This window comes from Paraglaciecola sp. IT1134 (genome assembly GCF_058068185.1).
Window position 1 is genome coordinate 3431080 of record NZ_CM176486.1, and the last position, 18490, is coordinate 3449569.

General features: G+C 45.7%; 17 protein-coding genes. 8 read left to right on the forward strand and 9 right to left on the reverse strand.

What is annotated here, in order from left to right; all coding sequences use genetic code 11:
• Positions 1–148: 148 nt before the first annotated feature.
• Positions 149–1555 (forward strand): alanine/glycine:cation symporter family protein, encoded by a 1407-nt coding sequence (locus AC3RV5_RS14945; protein WP_489728406.1) that lies wholly within the window; start codon positions 149–151, stop codon positions 1553–1555.
• Between the two features lie 140 nt (positions 1556–1695).
• Here AC3RV5_RS14945 and AC3RV5_RS14950 read toward each other — a convergent pair whose 3' ends face one another.
• From AC3RV5_RS14950 to AC3RV5_RS14970, 5 genes are all read right to left on the reverse strand, one after another.
• On the reverse strand, positions 1696–2064 hold the full coding sequence (locus tag AC3RV5_RS14950) for a VOC family protein (protein WP_489728407.1): 369 nt from the start codon (positions 2062–2064) through the stop codon (positions 1696–1698).
• Positions 2065–2136: 72 nt separating this feature from the next.
• Positions 2137–2706: an NADPH-dependent FMN reductase gene (locus AC3RV5_RS14955; protein WP_489728408.1), complete on the reverse strand. Its 570-nt coding sequence runs from the start codon at positions 2704–2706 to the stop codon at positions 2137–2139.
• Positions 2707–2765: 59 nt separating this feature from the next.
• A complete protein-coding gene (locus tag AC3RV5_RS14960; protein WP_489728409.1) occupies positions 2766–2945 on the reverse strand; it encodes a hypothetical protein in 180 nt (59 codons plus the stop codon).
• A gap of 34 nt (positions 2946–2979) precedes the next feature.
• Positions 2980–4848: a DUF885 domain-containing protein gene (locus AC3RV5_RS14965; protein WP_489728410.1), complete on the reverse strand. Its 1869-nt coding sequence runs from the start codon at positions 4846–4848 to the stop codon at positions 2980–2982.
• A 65-nt stretch (positions 4849–4913) separates the two neighbouring features.
• A complete protein-coding gene (locus tag AC3RV5_RS14970; protein WP_489728411.1) occupies positions 4914–6056 on the reverse strand; it encodes an FAD-dependent oxidoreductase in 1143 nt (380 codons plus the stop codon).
• A 325-nt stretch (positions 6057–6381) separates the two neighbouring features.
• Between AC3RV5_RS14970 and AC3RV5_RS14975 the strand changes: the two genes are divergently transcribed.
• Both AC3RV5_RS14975 and AC3RV5_RS14980 read left to right on the forward strand, forming a co-directional pair.
• On the forward strand, positions 6382–8022 hold the full coding sequence (locus AC3RV5_RS14975; protein ID WP_489728412.1) for a response regulator: 1641 nt from the start codon (positions 6382–6384) through the stop codon (positions 8020–8022).
• Positions 8022–8309 carry a hypothetical protein gene (locus tag AC3RV5_RS14980; RefSeq protein WP_489728413.1) on the forward strand — a complete coding sequence of 96 codons (288 nt, stop codon included), beginning with the start codon at positions 8022–8024 and terminating at the stop codon, positions 8307–8309. Before AC3RV5_RS14975 ends, AC3RV5_RS14980 begins: the two co-directional genes overlap by 1 nt.
• A 46-nt stretch (positions 8310–8355) precedes the next feature.
• On the opposite strand, the gene ydiJ is transcribed toward AC3RV5_RS14980, so the two are convergent.
• Positions 8356–11400 carry a D-2-hydroxyglutarate dehydrogenase YdiJ gene (ydiJ, locus tag AC3RV5_RS14985; RefSeq protein ID WP_489728414.1) on the reverse strand — a complete coding sequence of 1015 codons (3045 nt, stop codon included), beginning with the start codon at positions 11398–11400 and terminating at the stop codon, positions 8356–8358.
• A gap of 396 nt (positions 11401–11796) precedes the next feature.
• Between ydiJ and AC3RV5_RS14990 the strand changes: the two genes are divergently transcribed.
• A complete protein-coding gene (locus AC3RV5_RS14990; RefSeq protein WP_489728415.1) occupies positions 11797–12018 on the forward strand; it encodes a tellurium resistance protein TerC in 222 nt (73 codons plus the stop codon).
• Between the two features lie 120 nt (positions 12019–12138).
• Here AC3RV5_RS14990 and ppsA read toward each other — a convergent pair whose 3' ends face one another.
• Positions 12139–14517: a phosphoenolpyruvate synthase gene (gene ppsA, locus AC3RV5_RS14995; protein WP_489728416.1), complete on the reverse strand. Its 2379-nt coding sequence runs from the start codon at positions 14515–14517 to the stop codon at positions 12139–12141.
• Between the two features lie 212 nt (positions 14518–14729).
• Here ppsA and ppsR point away from each other — a divergent pair, with 212 nt between their 5' ends.
• The 3 genes from ppsR to AC3RV5_RS15010 all read left to right on the forward strand — a co-directional run bounded on the left by ppsR (position 14730) and on the right by AC3RV5_RS15010 (position 17087).
• Positions 14730–15542, forward strand: coding sequence for a posphoenolpyruvate synthetase regulatory kinase/phosphorylase PpsR (gene ppsR / locus AC3RV5_RS15000; protein ID WP_489728417.1), 813 nt, complete (start codon positions 14730–14732; stop codon positions 15540–15542).
• 204 nt (positions 15543–15746) lie between these two features.
• Entirely contained in the window at positions 15747–16430 is a 684-nt protein-coding gene (locus AC3RV5_RS15005) for a DUF2461 domain-containing protein (protein WP_489728418.1), read from the forward strand.
• A 60-nt stretch (positions 16431–16490) separates the two neighbouring features.
• A complete protein-coding gene (locus AC3RV5_RS15010; RefSeq protein WP_489728419.1) occupies positions 16491–17087 on the forward strand; it encodes a class I SAM-dependent methyltransferase in 597 nt (198 codons plus the stop codon).
• Positions 17088–17108: 21 nt separating this feature from the next.
• Here the strand turns inward: AC3RV5_RS15010 and AC3RV5_RS15015 are convergent, their stop codons facing one another.
• Positions 17109–17435 (reverse strand): RnfH family protein, encoded by a 327-nt coding sequence (locus AC3RV5_RS15015; RefSeq protein ID WP_489728420.1) that lies wholly within the window; start codon positions 17433–17435, stop codon positions 17109–17111.
• The gene (locus tag AC3RV5_RS15020) at positions 17432–17863 is read right to left on the reverse strand and encodes a type II toxin-antitoxin system RatA family toxin (RefSeq protein WP_489728421.1); all 432 of its coding nucleotides are present in this window, start codon (positions 17861–17863) and stop codon (positions 17432–17434) included. The genes AC3RV5_RS15015 and AC3RV5_RS15020 overlap by 4 nt, the downstream gene beginning before the upstream one ends.
• A 124-nt stretch (positions 17864–17987) precedes the next feature.
• On the opposite strand from AC3RV5_RS15020, the gene smpB reads away from it, so the two are divergent.
• A complete protein-coding gene (gene smpB, locus AC3RV5_RS15025; RefSeq protein ID WP_489728422.1) occupies positions 17988–18467 on the forward strand; it encodes an SsrA-binding protein SmpB in 480 nt (159 codons plus the stop codon).
• The last annotated feature ends 23 nt before the right edge of the window (positions 18468–18490 follow it).

Here is an 18490-nt window from a genome sequence, read left to right on the forward strand (position 1 = left end):
ACAAAAAACGCCAGACTCATACCCTGGCGTTTTTTTGTATGTGCAAATAAAATTCACCCATTTCCTGTTAATCCCCTTATCTCCCTAGACAGGCTCCCTATTAAACGGCAAACTTCTATCAATATTTCAATAAGTTGTGGACCTTAGTTTGATCACTGAAATAATAGGTTTTATTAATAATGTATTGTGGGGTGAGGGTCAAATCCTGATCTACATGCTGATTTTGGCCGGTATCTGGTTCTCAGTAAAACTGGGCTTTATCCAAATCCGCCACTTTGGTCATATGTTCAGTGTGATGAAAGGCAGTAACAAAAGCGATGCGGCTGGTATAAGCTCCTTTCAGGCCTTGTGTACCAGTTTGTCAGCCCGGGTGGGCACAGGTAACTTAGCCGGCGTAGCAGTGGCTATTTCACTGGGCGGCTCAGGTGCAGTATTTTGGATGTGGGTGATTGCCCTTTTAGGCATGGCGACGGGGTTTGCGGAAAGTGTGCTGGGTCAGCTTTACAAAGTAAAAGATGATCATGGCGAATACCGTGGCGGCCCGGCCTATTACATTCAGCAAGGTTTAAATAAACGCTGGTTGGCCGTGACCTTTGCTCTGTGTTTATTTCTCGGTTACGGCTTTATCTTCAGTGCCGTACAAGCTAATACTATTACCGATGCCCTGAACTACGCCTATGGTATTCCTACTCTGTACTCAGGCTTAGTGATCATCATTTTGGCCGCCCTTATCGTGGTCGGTGGTTTACGAGCTATAGCCAAGTTTGCCGAATGGGTGGTGCCTTTTATGGCCGTCGGTTATGTTTCTGTCACAATAATCCTCACCCTGATGAATATCGACCTGGTGCCGGCTATGTTGTATGACATAGTCACCTCGGCGTTTGGCCTACAAGAAGCCGGGGCCGGTGCGCTTGGAGCTGCCTTTAAAAACGGAGTTCAACGAGGTCTTTATTCGAATGAAGCAGGCTCAGGCAGTGTGCCCCACGCCGCCGCCGGTGCCACACCTAATCCTAACCATCCTGTGTCACAAGGTTATGTGCAAATGCTTGGGGTGTTTATCGACACCATGATTTTATGTACCTGTACCGCTATCGTGATTTTACTCGCTGGAGGCGCGTCTGGTGACGGAATGGAAGGCATTCGCTTGACCCAAAACGCCATGACTTCTTTGCTGGGCAAAGGCGGAAAAGACTTTGTGGCCGCGGCGATTAGCTTGTTTGCTTTCACCTCGGTGGTAGCCAACTATGCTTACGGCGAAAGTAATCTGCATATGTTTAAGCTGGATAATAAAGCAGGTCGAGTTGCCTATACTACCGGTTATTTAGCCATGATCTTGTGGGGGTCGATGGCGGCCTTACCTGAAGTGTGGGCAGCGGCTGATATGGCCCTGGGTCTCATGACGGTCATCAACATCTTTGCCATTGTCCTTTTAACGCCGACTATCGTGGCTATCAGCCAAGACTATTTCAACAAGCGCAAACAAGGCGTGGCAATGGAATACCAAACCGGCGATTGCGAAATTCAGGGTAAAAGCGAAAAAGGAATTTGGGATTAAGCTTTACATTACCGTGCACGGCAGCCAAACCCGGCACCGTGCACAATATCTGGCGCGCTTTCGCTAATTTAGAATTTCATTGAGGTTACGGTCTAAACCCGGGAGCGGCCAAGATAAGGCAGAAAAATATATACATGTTTTCAGGTCATACAGAAAAAATTAAGTTTGTTTCCGTCCAGATCGCGAAAATACCCCGCATAAAATTTATCCCCCCGAAAGCCCGCAGCCCCTTCGTCTGAAGCACCTAACGCCAGGGCCTTGGTATACAATTTATCGACCTGCTCCGGATCTTTGGCCGCCAGCGCCACCATCACACCATTGCCTGGCGTGGCTACATTGCCGTCAAAGGCCTTAGTAATCGCCAAGCCGCACTGAGACGGGTCAACTGCCCAAGCAATAAAGGTTTCGCTTTGCATCAAACGTGTTGCCCCCATCTCTGCCAACAACTCATCATAGAACTGTGCGCTGCGCTTAATATCATTAGTCCCTATTGTCACATACCCAATCATATTCAATCCTCGCTTTTAGTAATGGCTATCTATGGACTAACGCAGGCGCAAAACACTGACCTAAGCCCATAACTATTTGTTTGTGGCGGCAATCAACCTGGCCACGACCAGGCTCAGAGATTTCTCTTTTTTCTCATCGACTAACTGGCCTTGCTCGTCAAAGGCAGACGAGGCACTGACCAGTGCCAATTGCTGCGGTAAAACCAACACCTGAATATTGCCCAACATCATTCGCAAGGTAACTAAGCCCCGTAATCCTCCCAAGCCACCGGGCGACGCGGCAACTATAGCTGCTACCTTATCCTGATAAGCAGATAACGGTTTTTCATCGGCTTGCTCTGAGCGTGAGATCCAATCCAGAGTGTTTTTTAACAAAGGGGATATAGAACTATTGTATTCCGGTGATGCAATAAATAACCCCGAATGTTCAATGAATATCTTTTTTAGTTTGCGTGCATTTTCAGGCAAACCCGACTCGTCTTCTAAATCCCCGTCAAAAATAGGCAAAGGGTAATCTTTCAAATCAATAAAGGTCGCATCGGCTCCCTGCTCTAGCGCCAGATTAAAAGCTACCTTGGCCAGTTTTTTGTTTAATGAGTCTCTGCGTGCACTACCGGCTAAAAAAAGTATTTTTGATGACATGACTTTCCTGTTTTATATATAAATATGGATTAATTTCTGGTTTTTGCCACTAACAATACCTAAGACCTCACCCAATACATTACTAGCTGCACTATTACCATGATGACCAACAAAGGCAGTATCCAGCGCCCCATTGTGGACATCTGTTCGCCGGACAGGCGAAAACTGGAACGCTCAAGTAATGGCACGATGACAATCAGTGCCACAAACAATACGCCAAGTATGATTAAAACCGTCATCTAGTCTCCATTAGGTGGCTATCTTGGCCGACCATTATTGGCTTTGTTGAGCTATCCAGCGTTTGACATCTGAACGCACTATCGACATGGGTCTCGCACCGGGTAACAGCAGCAAATCATGAAAGGCCAACAAATCAAATTTATCGCCGAGCTGTTGTTCCGCCATTTCCCGTAGTTCGATAAATTGTAACATGCCCAATTTATAACCTAACGCCTGGCCTGGCCACGCCATATAGCGTTCAACCTCAGCAGTGACATCTGTCATCGATGTGCCTGTGGTGTTATGGAAATATTCGATGGCCTGTTCACGGGTCCACTTTTTACGATGTAAGCCCGTGTCTACCACCAGTCGTACTGCACGATATAACTCTGCTTGCAGTCGCCCTAAATTCCCCCAGGGATCATTTTCATACATGCCCATCTGGTTAGCGACCAATTCGGAATACAGTGCCCACCCTTCCACATAGGCATTGAACGGTGCGTTTTGTCGCAAAAGCCCTATGTCCTGTTGTGCCATGTTCAGGGCAATCTGAAAATGATGCCCAGGCACAGCCTCATGATAGGTCAGCGTTTTGAGGGAAAACTTGGGCACCGCACTCATATCGCGCAAGTTGATCCAGTAAATTCCGCTGCGCCTGCCATCTAACGAGGGCGGCGTATAAAAGCCACCCGCTTCACCGGCTTCAGACACCACAGGAATACGTTTTACTTCAACAGCCTGACTGGGGATAGTACGATAAAAAGTCGGGGCTTTGGCCATCACAGCCGCAACCTGAGCGTTAAGATCAGTAAGCAGGGTTGCCCGACCAGCGTCCGAGTCCGGGTAGAGAAATTCCGGTTGCTCAGCTAACGCCACCATACGCTCACCAACACTACCCTGTGAATAGTCATTAGCACGCAAAATTCCATCCATTTCTTGGGTGATCCTCGCGACTTCTTGCAATCCGATGTTGTGGATCTCATCGGCACTGAGGCTAGAATCCCCCAGATAACGAATAGCGTGTAAATAAAATTCGTCACCCTGGGGCTGGGACCAAATTCCGTCTGCCGATTTGGCAATTTTCTGACTGGCTTGCACGGCTTGTCGCGCTCTTTGGTATGCGGGGTAAACCACGTCCGCAACTAACTTAGTGGCTTTTTCTATTAAACTTTGTTGGGTTTTATCATCTAAATCCGACACGCCAAGTTTGTTGGCAAAGCTACTGACAAGGGCATGATCTTTGGGCTCACTGGCTAAAAAGCTATCGAAATAAGCCAAGGTTTTAGGATGCAGTTTGGCGGGCAGCACTATGCCGTTTTCCTGATCCTGTTCAAATTTGGCTAACACCTGGCTCACCAGTTGCTCAAATTTAGCCAAGCGTGCCAAATAATCTTCAGCGTCCTGAGGAGTATTCACTGCTTGTTGAACCTGCATTACTTTAGGTATGTCAATAAGGGGACCGGATATCTGATTGATGATATAGGGTAAATGCCCGCCCCAGGTGTCAATATATCCTCCACTGAAACCGTCAAAGCCGGCATAATACCGCAGAATTTCAATCACGACCTGTTGGTGCAGACGTGTTTTTTCGTCGCTATCGGTAAGGCTAATATCACTCAATTTCTTGGCCGCCGTGCGCATTTCTTGTTGCAAACGCGCCATGCCAGCAGGGGAATAATCCGGGAAACGATCATTGTAACGGCCCCCAGCTTGTTCCGCCGGCACCGCTAACACAGTTGCTAGCAAGGGCTGCTGGCGGATAAAGTTAAGGGTTTGTTGTTCGACCAATGTATTAACCCCAAAAGGCGCAGTTTGCTGAGAAATCTCAGCCTTAGATTGCATCTCTTGTGTTTCATTTGTCGTGGGTGAGCAAGCACTAAAAATGGCGGTTAATGCAAAAGGTAACGCTATTTTCTTAATCATTATTTTGTCTTTTCCATTCGTTAAATGTTGTTTTTATTAGGTATGCACACAGTTTTAAAAATGGCTCATAATCCCATGGCATATTTCATCACCCGGACTTTGATTGGCCCACTGACGTTGGCCAGTTTTAATCCCAGGTTGCGGCACAATTTGAGCAGTGGGTTAGATTGACTAAAGGTTGCGTAAATTACATCCATGGCAGTCATCATGAGTAAATTATCTGTTCGCCGGGCTTGCTGATATGCCTGCAATGCCTGGGGCATAGTAGTGTGCTCATCCAGGCTAGTGAGCAAGGCCGCCACGTCTTTAAATCCTAAATTTACTCCTTGGCCAGCTAAAGGATTGATACAGTGCGCTGCATCTCCAATTAGCAGCACGTTTTCTTTCACATAGTGGTTGGCATGCATGCGGGTAATAGGGAAACTTGCAACCTGCAAAATATCAAAATCCACCAACTCACTGGGAAAATTTGCCACTATCTGTTGTTTCAGTTTATCCGGTGCCAGGCTCTTGAGTTTTTGCACCCCATCACTGGAGTGATACCAAACCAAAGAGGCATAGTTGTCGTACAGAGGCAAAAAGGCCAAGGGGCCATTAGGCGTGAATTGCTGCCAAGTAATATCTTGTTGCGGGCTGTGGGTTTTAATTTGAATGGCCAATGCCTGTTGCCGGTATTGCCAACCCGTAGAGCCGATATTTGCTGCCCGCCTCACCCGGGAATCGAGGCCGTCGGCGCCGATCAAAATTTTGCAGCTGATTTGGTTGCCATCAACGAGCTCTATCCTAGGTGAATTTCCCGTAGAAATAGTTTTTACCGGACTTTTGGTAAACCACTGGACCTTGTTATAGTCGGCCAACGCCTGATGCAAGCCTAGCTGCACCACCGAGTTTTCAATTATATGCCCAAGGTGATCACATTGAATATCGGCACAGTTAAAATCCGTGCGGCTATCTGCTCTTTCCCACACGGATAAGCGTCGATAAGCACACAAACGCATAGCCTGAATGTGCGACCAGGCGCCCAAATTGTCGAGCAATTGCTGGGAAATCAGACTGATCGCCGAGACCCGCATATCTGGCGGAGCGCCGGGAGTGAAAGCGGCCGGCATTCGGGTTTCAATTAACGCAATGGAGAACCCCCTTTGCGCCAATCCCAGCGCGCTCGCAGCGCCAACCATGCCACCACCGACTATACAAAAATCAAACACGTTTTTTTCCACGTTATGGATAATCCATTGAGAGTTTCCACGTCCAGATTATCAGAATTTTGCTGCTATGTGAGGGCTAGCAAAAAACTAAATAGAAATTTCCCCTTCAACAAGCAAGCCTTTTGCATTTCGCCTCACTGAGCACAATACCCTTGGTTTAATTTACATAAACATAAAACAAAAAAACTGTATTTTTAAACTTAAACCACGGCGTTGCGGTAATTTTTTTACCGGCGTGCTAGCATTAGGTTCAGTTCGTATTAGTGTCTAGCTCCATAATCGAACGATACTTCTCGTTAAGGATATTCAAAACGATGTATTACCGATGAATTATGCCGATAAACGAGTATTGATAATAGATGATCAACGGCCTTTTTTGACCCTGTTACGGGGCGTTATCAATAACCTGGGTGCCCTCTCAGTCGTAGCGGTGCAAAATGCTGAAGCGGCACTGGTAGCCTGTAAAAAAGAGCAGTTTGATTTTATTATCTGCGATTTGCACTTAGGGCCTGGCAAAAAAAACGGTTTTCAGTTTTTGGAAGAAGTCAGAGACAGGAATTTAGTCAAGCCTGAAACCGTTTTTGCCATGGTCAGTGCAGATTCTGAGCGCCCTATGGTGTTGGGCAGTGTGGAAAAACAGCCTGACGACTATTTGATCAAACCCTTCTCCCAGGCACAACTGAATCTGCGATTAAGCAAAGCCTACCATAAAAAAATTGTGCTTCGACCTGTGTATGCCGCTATGCAACAAGACGATCCTGATGCTGCCATAATTGCTTGTCGCCATTTGATCCTCTCAGGTACTCGTTACACTAAAAGTTGCTGTCGCTTACTTGCACAATTGTATTGGCGAAAGGGTGACTACCTACAAGCAAAACACATGCTAACCCCGATTTTGCATGAAAAACCACAACCCTGGGTTATCATTGCTATGGCTAAAACTGATTTGCTGCTAAACGATTATGCCGCAGCCATAGTACTGGCAAATGCGGTACTTAAGCGCAATCCGCTGATGATTGAAGCTTATGATATTTTGGCACAATGTTATTTCAAGTTAGACCAGTTCGACGACGCCTTGCTGGCAGTCAATCGTGCCATCTCCCTGGCCCCAATGTCGGTGGAGCGACAAATACTGGCTTGTGCCATCGCTAGGCATAACGGTGATTTCGAAATAGCTAAACTACGAAGCCTGGATGTGTGGGAGCAGTCCAAAAAATCCATACACAGAAATATTGCCCACTTGTGCAATTATTTTCGCAGCATATTAGATGCGGCAGAAAATAGCGACGGCAAAAATGCCCGTAATAAATACCACCACGAGATAATGACAGCCATTGCCCGCTATCGCGGTGATGAAGCGCTGGCTCGAATCGCGGAAGATTTTGACTATACTATTTTTGAAAACATCATCAATGCACGCCTGAGTTTTATATATGGCAGACTACTGGAAGCCAGACGCACGTTAACCGAAACTCAGCAACAAATTCACGACAAATATAATCAATATCCCCTGGCCATGGCGCCCGATTCTATTAAAGTCATGCTCGATTTAGGGGAATATGAAGAGGCAGATACCCTAACCGAAGAATTATTCTCCCGGGGAACAAAACTTGATGAAAATACGCGTATGCTGCTAAGCACCTGTAACCAAAAGGCAGCCAAAGGTAGAAATATTTATCAGCAATGTAATCAAAAAGGGGTCGATTTTTACAACCAGGGTAAGTTCCATGAAGCTTCCCACGCCTTTATTGACGCCCAAAAAGTAGCCCCGGTGAATACCGGCGTTGCATTGAATATTTTGCAATGTAAATTAAAAATCATAAACCAAATTAAAAAACCTGAAATGAGTTCAGTCAATAACCTGAAACAAATGTACCGGCACTTAAAAAATATGGTTATGCTGGATGTGCATCAACAAAAATTCGACTCGTTAAAGAGCGAGCTGGGAAAATACGTAGAGGTCTAATGAAAACACACACCCTAAAAATCACATTTTGCTGCACTATAGCCTTAGGTCTTGCTGGTTGTGCTTTTGGTCAAAAGCCCTGTGAAGATATTCTTGAGGTTAACCGTCAAGAGCAACAATGTTTGCAGTGGAAAAAAGTCATGAACAATGATCAATATCCCCAACAAGCAATGACGGCCAAGAAGCACTACGAAGAGGCATGTTTAAATTTACGTTATTATCGCGACGGTTATGACACTATCTGTAAAGGTACCGATAGTCCTATCGGTGAACAAAAACAGCCCTGACAGCCCCCCCTGATTGGCTGTTCAGGCGCCGGTTGGGCTCGCTCGTTCAGCCCAGATGTTGCAATAATGCTTGCAGGGGGTGTTTGGGTTTAAAACCGTCAAAACGCGCAACCTGGCTGCGACAAGAATAACCGGTGGCCAGAACGTGCTGTTTATCGAAGCGGCCTATAGCTTGCTGCCAGCTTAGATCATAAATACCCCTTGAGTGTTCCAGGTGACTTGCCTCATGACCATAGGTACCGGCCATACCACAACAACCAACAGGGACAGGTGTCAATTTAAGGGACATGGCCGCAAATATCTCCTGCCAGTGTTTTTCACTGCCAGGTAATGCTGTTTTTTCGGTGCAATGAGCAAACAACGCATAATGGTCTGCCTGAGCAAGTTGCAGCTTAGGCAAATTAATTTGCTGTAACCACTCGTGCACCAACTTAACCTCAAACGTTCCACGCTCTTTGCCCAGCACCTTGTTGTACTCGTCGCGATAACACAGCACCAAAGACGGATCGACTCCCACCAAAGGGATCCCCAAACTAGCTACTTGATTAAGCATATCCGCACTATTTTTGGCCGTTTTGGCAAATTCCCGCAGAAAACCTTTGACATGTTGGGGCTTGCCGTTTGGTTTAAATGGCATCAAAAGGGGTTCATAGCCCAACTTTTCAATGAGCATAACCAAATCTTTAACCACCTCAGCTTCATAAAAGCTAGTAAAAGGATCTTGCACTACCACCACTTTATTTGCTCGTTGCGCGGCACCGAGTGCTTGCAGGGCGCCCAGATTGAAATGTCTGGCACCGTGCCCCTTAAGTTGCTTAACCAGACCGGGAGATGACAAATGAGGTGTGTCGACGTAACCTACGGTCTTTTCGATCAGGCTATTAAACCACGATTGTTTTAAGAACAAATTAACCAGGTTCGGGGCTTTGGCCATAATTGGCGCCATAACTTCAATATTTCCCACCAAATAATCTTTTGCCGGTCGCAGATAACGCTGGTAATAAATAGACAAAAATCGCGCCCGAAAAGTAGGAACGTCCACATTCACCGGGCATTGGCTAGAACAGGCTTTACAAGCCAGACACCCGTCCATGACTTCTAGTACCTCATGAGAAAAATCTTTCGTTTGGGATTTATCCCGGCTATTGCGCAGCTTTTTAAACCAATTCTGAGAACGCCCAGCTTGTTCTAATACATTCACGTCTATATTATTCTGGGCGAGTAGACGCAACCATTCACGCATCACCCCTGCCCGGCCTTTGGGGCTATGGCGCCTATCCGCAGTTATTTTGCTCGATGGGCACATGGGAGAGGTAGTGTCGTAATTAAAACATAGGCCATTACCATTACAACTCAATGCTGGTTCAAACGCGTCTCTGACGGCCACCGGGATCTGGCGATCAAACCCGCCTCGCTTAGCTCCGGCTACGCTAACCAAGCGTTCATCGCTATCAAAGGGTGTGCAAATTTTACCTGGATTCATTTTATTCAAGGGATCAAAAGCCCCTTTTATCTTGCGTAATTCCCTATAGAGTTCGTCTCCAAAAAAGGCAGGTGCATATTCACTGCGATAGCCTTTTCCATGCTCCCCCCAAACCAAACCTCCATATTTAGCCACTAGCTCCACCACCTGTCTGGTTATATCAGGCACCATGGCTTCTTGTTCAGGATCACACATGTCTAATGCCGGGCGAACGTGTAATACACCTGCATCCACATGCCCAAACATGCCGTAGTGCAGGTTTTTAGCGTCCAGCAATGCCCTAAATTCCATGATAAAGTCGGCCAAATTTTCCGGAGGCACCCCCGTATCTTCAACAAAGGCGATGGGTTTTTTACGGCCTTTGGTCTTACCCAGTAAACCCACCGACTTTTTACGCATGGCGTAAACTTTATCTATTTCAGCGATATCGTAAGTAATTTGATAACCGATAATACCGGCTTGTTCGTTGGTCAATGCCGTATCTAAGTTGCCACTTAGCACCTCAATTCTGTCGCGTAACTCTTGTTCTGAATGGCCGTTATACTCAACCATATTCAAACCCAACACTTCTTTGTTGGGTACTTCGGTAATGAGATCTTTTACTTGGTGCCAAATAATGTCTTGTTTGGCCAGATTAAGCACATTGCTATCAACCGTTTCTACCGAAGTTGCATTGGCGGCCACCATATGGGGTGCATGGCGCAATGCCGACTCAAATGAATCATATTTAATGTTCACTAAGGCTTTGTGTTTGGATATGGGGGTCACATTCAATTTTGCTTCAGCGACAAAGACCAGGGATCCTTCCGAGCCGGTGATGACTCTGCTGACATCCAGCATAGTTAAATCATTGTTTAGCGCATGCTCTAAATCATAACCGGTCAAGAATCGGTTCATCCGTGGGAACTTAGCCAGTATTTGCTCACGTTTGCTGACACAGGTATGCAATATTTGCTTGATCAGGCGCCCAATAGAGGTATTTTGCTCAGCCGCCATTTTAGCGGCTTCCATAGTCATAGGAGAGGTTTCGAGCAAGGTGCCGTCAACTAATACCGATGTCAAGCCCAGTACATGGTCGCTGGTTTTGCCATACACCAAAGACCCCTGCCCGGATGCATCAGTACTAACCATGCCGCCAATCGTTGCCCTGTTACTGGTCGACAAGTCCGGAGCGAAAAATAGGCCATGTGGCCGTAATGCGTCATTTAACTGATCTTTTACCACGCCGGCTTGCACACGCACCCAACCTTCTGCGGGATTAATTTCCAGAATATTATTCATGTGGCGCGAGACATCAACAATGATCCCCGAGGTCAATGATTGACCATTAGTACCCGTACCGCCCCCACGGGCACTAAAACGTACAGCATCAAAATGAACGGCTATTTCACCGATAATTTTTAAATCATCGATGGATTTTGGCAATACCACTGCTTGTGGCAATTGCTGGTAAATCGAATTATCAGTAGCCACAGCCAAACGACTGGCATAACTAAATTCAATATCGCCGGTAAATTCGCTGGCGGCAAGTTTGCTTAAATAGGCTTGATAGTTAGCCTCTATGCTTGATGCGACGTCTAAGGCGGGTAGTTCGAGCACTGATGACATAATTTATACGGGTTCTTTATGATTCAAATCTCGTGGCGTATTATACATGTCAGGAGGCCAGAAATTCTAATAAGCGTTGGTAATTAATTATTTTTTAAAAAATAGAAAAGACAAACAAAACACCATATTCACAACTTGCCAAATATATGCGGGTTTTAAAATGGGGCAATGCAGTCACTCTAAATACTATCTTTAAAGGGCTGAGAAATATTAGCCTTTAATGTGCTACGCCCTGATCACCAAGTTTGATAACACTAAAAACGTAAAATAAAGTGATCGATTCCTTAACGTATATTGCCGGGATAAATGTCGAAAATACTTAGTAACATCTGCAAATTTTTTTTATTGCAAAAATGCCTATACTAGGCCTATTCGGTCAGACCTAAGGAGCACCTAGTGCGAAAAAATTTTCGAGTAGTGGTCGCCAGCCTATTACTGTTAGTGGGGGTGATATTTTTTATTTTACCCGGTTCGATGTTTTTGGTGTTAGGGGGGCTAATGTTACTTAGTTACGATTTCCCCAGTGCCAGAGGCTGGTTAAAAATTTGTCAACGCACCATGAGCTGTTCGGCACAAAAGCTTGACCGCGTGATACTGAATCGTAAATTTCGTTCATAGTTCGATTCACCCTACGGCTATATTGTCTATCTAGCGTACAACATAAAAGAGGCTGTCAATTGACAGCCTCTTTTATGTTGTAGATCACAACGTTATTATTATTCTAATTTTTATTGGTTTTTATTTGATGCTGTGTTTTTCACCCAGATACAACCAGGTTTCCACCACTGAATCTGGGTTAAGCGAAACACTGTCTATGCCCTGCTCTACAAGCCAAGCTGCCAAGTCTTCATGATCAGATGGGCCCTGGCCACAAATTCCCACATATTTACCACGTTTTTTCGCAGCTTGTATAGCCATGGCTAACAGCGCTTTCACAGCGGGATCGCGCTCATCAAATAAATGCGCAATTAAGCCTGAGTCTCGATCCAGCCCCAGGGTCAACTGGGTTAAATCGTTTGAGCCGATAGAGAAACCATCGAAGATATCTAAAAACTGATCCGCCAATAAGGCGTTGGAAGGCAATTCACACATCATGATCACGCGTAAACCGTTTTCGCCCTGCACTAAGCCCTCTTCGGCCAGCAGTTCGATTACTTTTCGTCCTTCTTCCAGGGTGCGGATAAAGGGGATCATGATCTCCACATTGGTCAGGCCCATCTTGTTGCGTACACGTTTGATTGCTTCACATTCCAACGCAAAACACTCCCGAAAATCTTCAGAAATGTAACGGCTTGCACCACGAAAGCCAAGCATAGGGTTTTCTTCATGGGGTTCGTATTGATAACCACCGACTAAGTTAAAATACTCGTTGGATTTAAAATCTGACATACGTACTATGACTTTTTTCGGTGAGAATGCAGCGCCAATAGTGGCGATACCCTCGACCAGCTTTTCAATATAAAACTCAACCGGAGAAGCATAGCCGGCCATCATTTCAGTGATTTCTTGTTTTAAGTCGGCCGGTTGCTGCTCAAAATTAAGTAGCGCCTTAGGATGAACCCCGATCATGCGGTTGATAATAAATTCCAAACGCGCCAGGCCCACGCCTGCATTGGGTAGACGAGCAAAATCAAAGGCACGATCAGGGTTACCCACGTTCATCATTATTTTTAGCGGTAACTCTGGCATGGAATCAACACGCGATGTGACCACATCGAAATCAAGCACGTCTTCGTAGATAAAGCCGGTATCACCTTCTGCGCACGACACCGTTATTTTATCGCCGTTAGCGATCAGATCCGTGGCATTACCACAACCTACAACGGCGGGGATCCCTAACTCTCGGGCAATAATGGCAGCATGACAGGTACGTCCGCCGCGATTGGTGACTATGGCTGAGGCCTTTTTCATGATCGGTTCCCAATCCGGATCCGTCATGTCAGTCACCAATACATCCCCAGCCTGAATTTTGTCCATATCCTCTACTGAACCCAGTACTTTGGCCACACCGGCACCGATTTTATGACCAATTGAACGACCTTCACATACAACTTTGGCTTTAGCGTTTAATCTAAACCGCTCGATCACTTGAATGTCTTCACGGCTACGTACGGTTTCAGGCCGCGCTTGCACTATGTATAACTTACCGTCTATACCGTCTTTAGCCCATTCAATGTCCATGGCCCGCTGATAATGTTTCTCGATAATTACCGCTTGTTTTGCTAGTTCTTGTACTTCATCGTCGGTTAACGAGAATTTCATGCTGTCGGTTTTTACTATATCAACAATTTCAACCTGCTTGCCGTGGCTCAAATCGTCAGAATAAATCATTTTGGTCAATTTGCTGCCCAGGTTGCGACGTACCACTGCCGGAAAGCCTTTTTCAAGGGTCGGTTTATGCACATAAAATTCATCGGGGTTAACCGCACCCTGCACTACCATTTCACCTAGGCCATAAGACGAGGTAATAAATACCACGTCTTCAAAACCAGACTCGGTATCGATAGTGAACATGACCCCAGAAGCCGCACAGTCACTGCGTACCATGCGTTGGATACCCGCAGATAGGGCCACCCCTTTATGATCATATCCCTGGTGTACACGGTAGGAAATGGCCCGATCATTAAATAATGAGGCATAAACGTATTTGATGGCAACCATCACCGCTTCAATACCCTTTACATTTAGAAAGGTTTCTTGCTGGCCGGCAAAGGATGCATCGGGCATATCTTCTGCGGTAGCGGATGAACGCACGGCAAAGGAGGCTTCATCGCCTGCGTCACCTTGCAGCGTTTTAAAGGCACTGGTGATATCGGCTTCAAGTTCGGGAAGAAACGGCGTGTCGATGATCCATTGGCGAATAGTTGCGCCGGCTTTACCTAAGGCCCCGATGTCATCCACGTCTAGGCTATCGAGTAAGCCATGTATACGGGCTTCTAAGCCACTTTGCTCGAGAAAAAGGTTAAACGCTGAGGCCGTGGTTGCAAATCCCCCCGGGACCTGGACGCCAGCATTTGAAAGGTTGGAAATCATCTCTCCAAGAGAAGCGTTTTTGCCGCCTACAACACTTACATCACCCATACCTAATTGCTGATACCAAAGCACATTTTCTTGCATTTAATTCCTCTCCAGAATGAATTCAATTATGTGAGTTGCCAGCAGTGACAAACCCGGTTTGTATGTTAACCATGTTCCTACTCAGACAGCCGGAAAATATATATTTCTCAAGTGACTAGCTATTTACCGGGAGGATTTTAGAATGCAGGCTGTTATAAAGTAAAATTTAATTTATTTCTGTAATTAAATTACTACATTGTTAAGGAATTGTTATGCGCACTGCGTATTATATTTCAGATGGAACGGCCATAACTTCCGAGGTTTTTGGGCACGCATTGCTGTCTTTGTTCACGATCGAGTTCGAACACATCACAGTTCCCTTCGTAGAAACCGTCGAGCAAGCACAAAAGGTAGTACAACAAATATCTGAAAGTTTTCAAGATGACGGTCAGCGGCCTTTGGTGTTTTACACAGTGGTAAATACAGATGTTCGCAAGATCATCTCCAAATCAGTGGGTATAAACTACAATTTTCTCGATCAATTTGTCGCCCCCCTAGAGATCATTTTAGGGGTACCATCTAAACCAGAAAAACACCGAACTCACAGTATTCATGAGAAAACCTACGACATCAGAATTGAGGCGGTTAATTATGCCCTGGCCAACGATGATGGCTCGAATATTCGGGACTATGATCAAGCGGATATTATTCTGGTGGGCGTATCTCGTTCCGGGAAAACCCCCACCAGTTTGTACTTAGCACTGCAATATGGGATTAAAGCCGCCAATTATCCTTTCACAGAAGAAGATATGGGGGATATTTTGCGTTTGCCACCCTCGTTACGTCACGTTAAACACAAGTTGTTTGGCTTAACAATCGAGGCCGAGCGTTTACATCAAATTCGTTCAGAGCGTCGCGCAAACAGCAAATATGCCTCAATGCAGCAGTGCAGATTGGAGTTACGTGAGGTAGAAAATTTGTACCGTAAAGAAAAAATCCCGTTTTTGAACAGCACCCGTTTTTCGATTGAAGAAATTGCGGCAAAGATATTGGCTACCACTGGCCTGCAGCGTAAAAAATACTGAGGCTAACAACGAATTTAAAGTCTTGGGATGCTATATGGTGAGTAATCCGGCTAAGTCTCTTAACAAACATGAATATTGTTGGGCATAGACTATGGATCAATAATTTCCTCTTGTAACAAGTAGCCGATAGGGAAACACTTGCATAAAGTACCAAGCCAATCAAAGCTACTTTGGTTGCGTGTAGCAAAAATAACAGGAGCCCCTATGTTTAGGCATTTTGAGCCATCAATGCTGAAGTTCTTAAATGAATTGCGCCAACACAATGACCGTGAATGGTTTAATGCCCATAAGCAGCAATACGAAGATGTGGTACGTGGCCCGGCATTGGCCTTTATTGACGAAATGGCAAAATGGATCCCGCTGGTATCGCCCCATTACGAAGCGTCTTCCAAAAAAGTCGGCGGCTCATTGATGCGAGTTTACCGGGATGTACGTTTTTCCAAAGACAAATCCCCGTACAAAACCAATGTGGGTATTCAGTTTCGCCACGAAGTAGGCAAAGACGTGCATGCTCCGGGCTTTTACGTGCACATCGCTGCGGACGAAATTTTTCTCGGTGTAGGCACCTGGCATCCACACTCACAAGCACTGCGGGCAATACGTGAACACATTCAGCTTAAACCTGGGCCTTACCAAGATGCCATTGAGCATCAACCATTTGCCGAGTATTACCAGCTAGCCGGTGACAAACTAAGTCGCCCGCCCAAGGGTTATGACGCAGATTCGGTGATGATCGAAGAGTTAAAACGCAAAGACTTTATTGCGTTATGTCCCCTTGACGAGCAACAGCTCTATCGGGACGGTCTATGTGAGTTAATTGCCACCCGATTTGGCCGAGCTCAACCCTTTCAGAAATTTTTATGTGAAGCCTTGGGTTTACGGTTTTAGTTTTTTTGGATTTAATCGAGACCGATTTTCTTATCTTCGCCACATGATTAAGGCACAAACATGGAACCCCATGTATTAGGCACAAAATACGACAAGATTGCCAAATGGTGGAACAAGCAGCATTTTTCTTCGGACTACGGTGTCAAGCAAGTTGAAAAAGCGTTACGTTATTCCACTAGTGCGAATCTTGCTTTGAATGTTGGTTGTGGTGCGGGAGGCCGATTGGTGCGTATCTTACAACAACACGGGTTTGATGTAACAGGTATAGACGTATCCGCTGAGATGATTACACTTGCTCAGCATAATCATCCTGAGGGACATTTTTCAGTGCAAGATATTTGCACGTTTGAATCAGAGCATACATTTGATTTTATTCTTGCCTGGGATAGTCTTTTTCATCTCCCGATTGGCCGTCAAGCACCGGTTTTGAGTAAGTTATGCAACTTACTGTCAACAGCAGGAACATTGATATATACCTTTGGTGATGACAAAGGCGAGCATACGGATCAATGGCTCGGGGACACCTTCGAATATAGTTCAATTGGTATCAAGCAAAACTTACAATTGCTGTCAGAGCACGGCCTGACATGCAAACATTTAGAGCTTGATCAATTCCCTGAAAAACACGTTTACATTATTGCAAGCAAAGACGTTTAACCTGTCTTAGTGTTAATGCCATCAGGCTCTGCCACCCGTTACTTTGTTGGCACGCCCCTCATCTTTAGCTTTTTCGGCACGGCGACGACGGGCTTCTTTCGGATCGGCAATGAGGGGCCGGTAGATTTCGATGCGGTCACCATTTTGGGGCACATCGGTTAATTTACAGGTACGGTTCCAAATACCGACTCGGCTGGTCGCCAAATCTATATCCGCAAAACGTTTAAGGATCCCCGAGGCCAATATGGCCTGCTCGACGGTGGTGCCACGCTCAACCACCACTTCTAATAAGGCTTGCCTTCCCGGTAGGGCATAAGCGACTTCCAGACTAATTTGCTGCTCAGTCACGCATATATCTCTTTGGCACGTTGGGAAAAAGCCGCCACCATATTTGTGGCGATGGCATTAAATACACGACCAAATGCCAACTCAACCAAGCGGCTGGAAAAGCTGAAATCCAGCTCCAGCTCGATTTTGCAGGCACTGTCAGACAAAGGGGTAAAGGTCCAGCCGCCGGTTAATTCAGAAAATGGCCCATCCACCAAATTCATTTTGATGTACGCTCCTCGAGACAAACTATTACGTGTGGTAAACCACTGTTTTACGCCCGCTTTGGAAATCAATAAGGATGCCTGCATACTGGTATCGTCTTGGCCTAGCACCTTGGTTTGCGCGCAACCAGGTAAAAATTCTGGATAACGCTCAACATCATTAATCAGATCAAACATGGATTCGGCGCTAAATGCCACCAAAGCACTGCGAGACACATTTGGCATCAAGTCCCCTAAAAGTGTTGGAATAATAAAAAACAGCCGAAAATATTAACATAAAATTTGTTATCTATTTCAAATTCAATGATTTTTGTTGTGGACTGAATGACAACCATTATAATACGTCGCCATGAATAAAAAGAAATCAAAATCAGCTACTAGCAATACTATCGCCTTAAATAAGAAGGCCCGCCATGATTATATCCTGCAGGATAAACTCGAAGCAGGTCTGGCGTTACAGGGATGGGAAGTGAAAAGCATTCGATCTGGTAAAGTAAATTTATCGGACAGTTACGTTACCATTAAAAACGGCGAAGCCTATTTGATCGGTACTACCATTCAACCTCTTAACCAGGCCTCGAGTCATGTGGTGTGTGAGCCAATACGCAATCGTAAACTGCTGCTTAAGCAGCGGGAACTCGACAAACTCATTGGCTCTGTTGAGCGCCAAGGCTATTCAATTTTAGCCACCGCCATGTACTGGAAGAAAAACTGGGTAAAAGTGGAGATTTATCTGGGTAAAGGTAAACACGAACACGATAAACGTGACGCCGTCAAAGACCGAGACTGGGCGCGAGACAAAGAACGCATGATGAAACACAAGGCATAACTAGGCATTTTAAGCGGCTAAAT

Excerpts from the sequence above, each read along its gene's own strand:
- AC3RV5_RS14965 (WP_489728410.1), bottom strand. The coding sequence starts at position 4,848 with ATGATTAAGAAAATAGCGTTACCTTTTGCATTAACCGCCATTTTTAGT.
- AC3RV5_RS14950 (WP_489728407.1), bottom strand. The coding sequence starts at position 2,064 with ATGATTGGGTATGTGACAATAGGGACTAATGATATTAAGCGCAGCGCA.
- AC3RV5_RS15005 (WP_489728418.1), top strand. The coding sequence starts at position 15,747 with ATGTTTAGGCATTTTGAGCCATCAATGCTGAAGTTCTTAAATGAATTG.
- ppsR (WP_489728417.1), top strand. The coding sequence starts at position 14,730 with ATGCGCACTGCGTATTATATTTCAGATGGAACGGCCATAACTTCCGAG.
- AC3RV5_RS15020 (WP_489728421.1), bottom strand. The coding sequence starts at position 17,863 with ATGCCAAATGTGTCTCGCAGTGCTTTGGTGGCATTTAGCGCCGAATCC.
- AC3RV5_RS14955 (WP_489728408.1), bottom strand. The coding sequence starts at position 2,706 with ATGTCATCAAAAATACTTTTTTTAGCCGGTAGTGCACGCAGAGACTCA.
- AC3RV5_RS14960 (WP_489728409.1), bottom strand. The coding sequence starts at position 2,945 with ATGACGGTTTTAATCATACTTGGCGTATTGTTTGTGGCACTGATTGTC.
- AC3RV5_RS15010 (WP_489728419.1), top strand. The coding sequence starts at position 16,491 with ATGGAACCCCATGTATTAGGCACAAAATACGACAAGATTGCCAAATGG.
- AC3RV5_RS14980 (WP_489728413.1), top strand. The coding sequence starts at position 8,022 with ATGAAAACACACACCCTAAAAATCACATTTTGCTGCACTATAGCCTTA.
- smpB (WP_489728422.1), top strand. The coding sequence starts at position 17,988 with ATGAATAAAAAGAAATCAAAATCAGCTACTAGCAATACTATCGCCTTA.
- AC3RV5_RS14975 (WP_489728412.1), top strand. The coding sequence starts at position 6,382 with ATGAATTATGCCGATAAACGAGTATTGATAATAGATGATCAACGGCCT.
- ppsA (WP_489728416.1), bottom strand. The coding sequence starts at position 14,517 with ATGCAAGAAAATGTGCTTTGGTATCAGCAATTAGGTATGGGTGATGTA.
- ydiJ (WP_489728414.1), bottom strand. The coding sequence starts at position 11,400 with ATGTCATCAGTGCTCGAACTACCCGCCTTAGACGTCGCATCAAGCATA.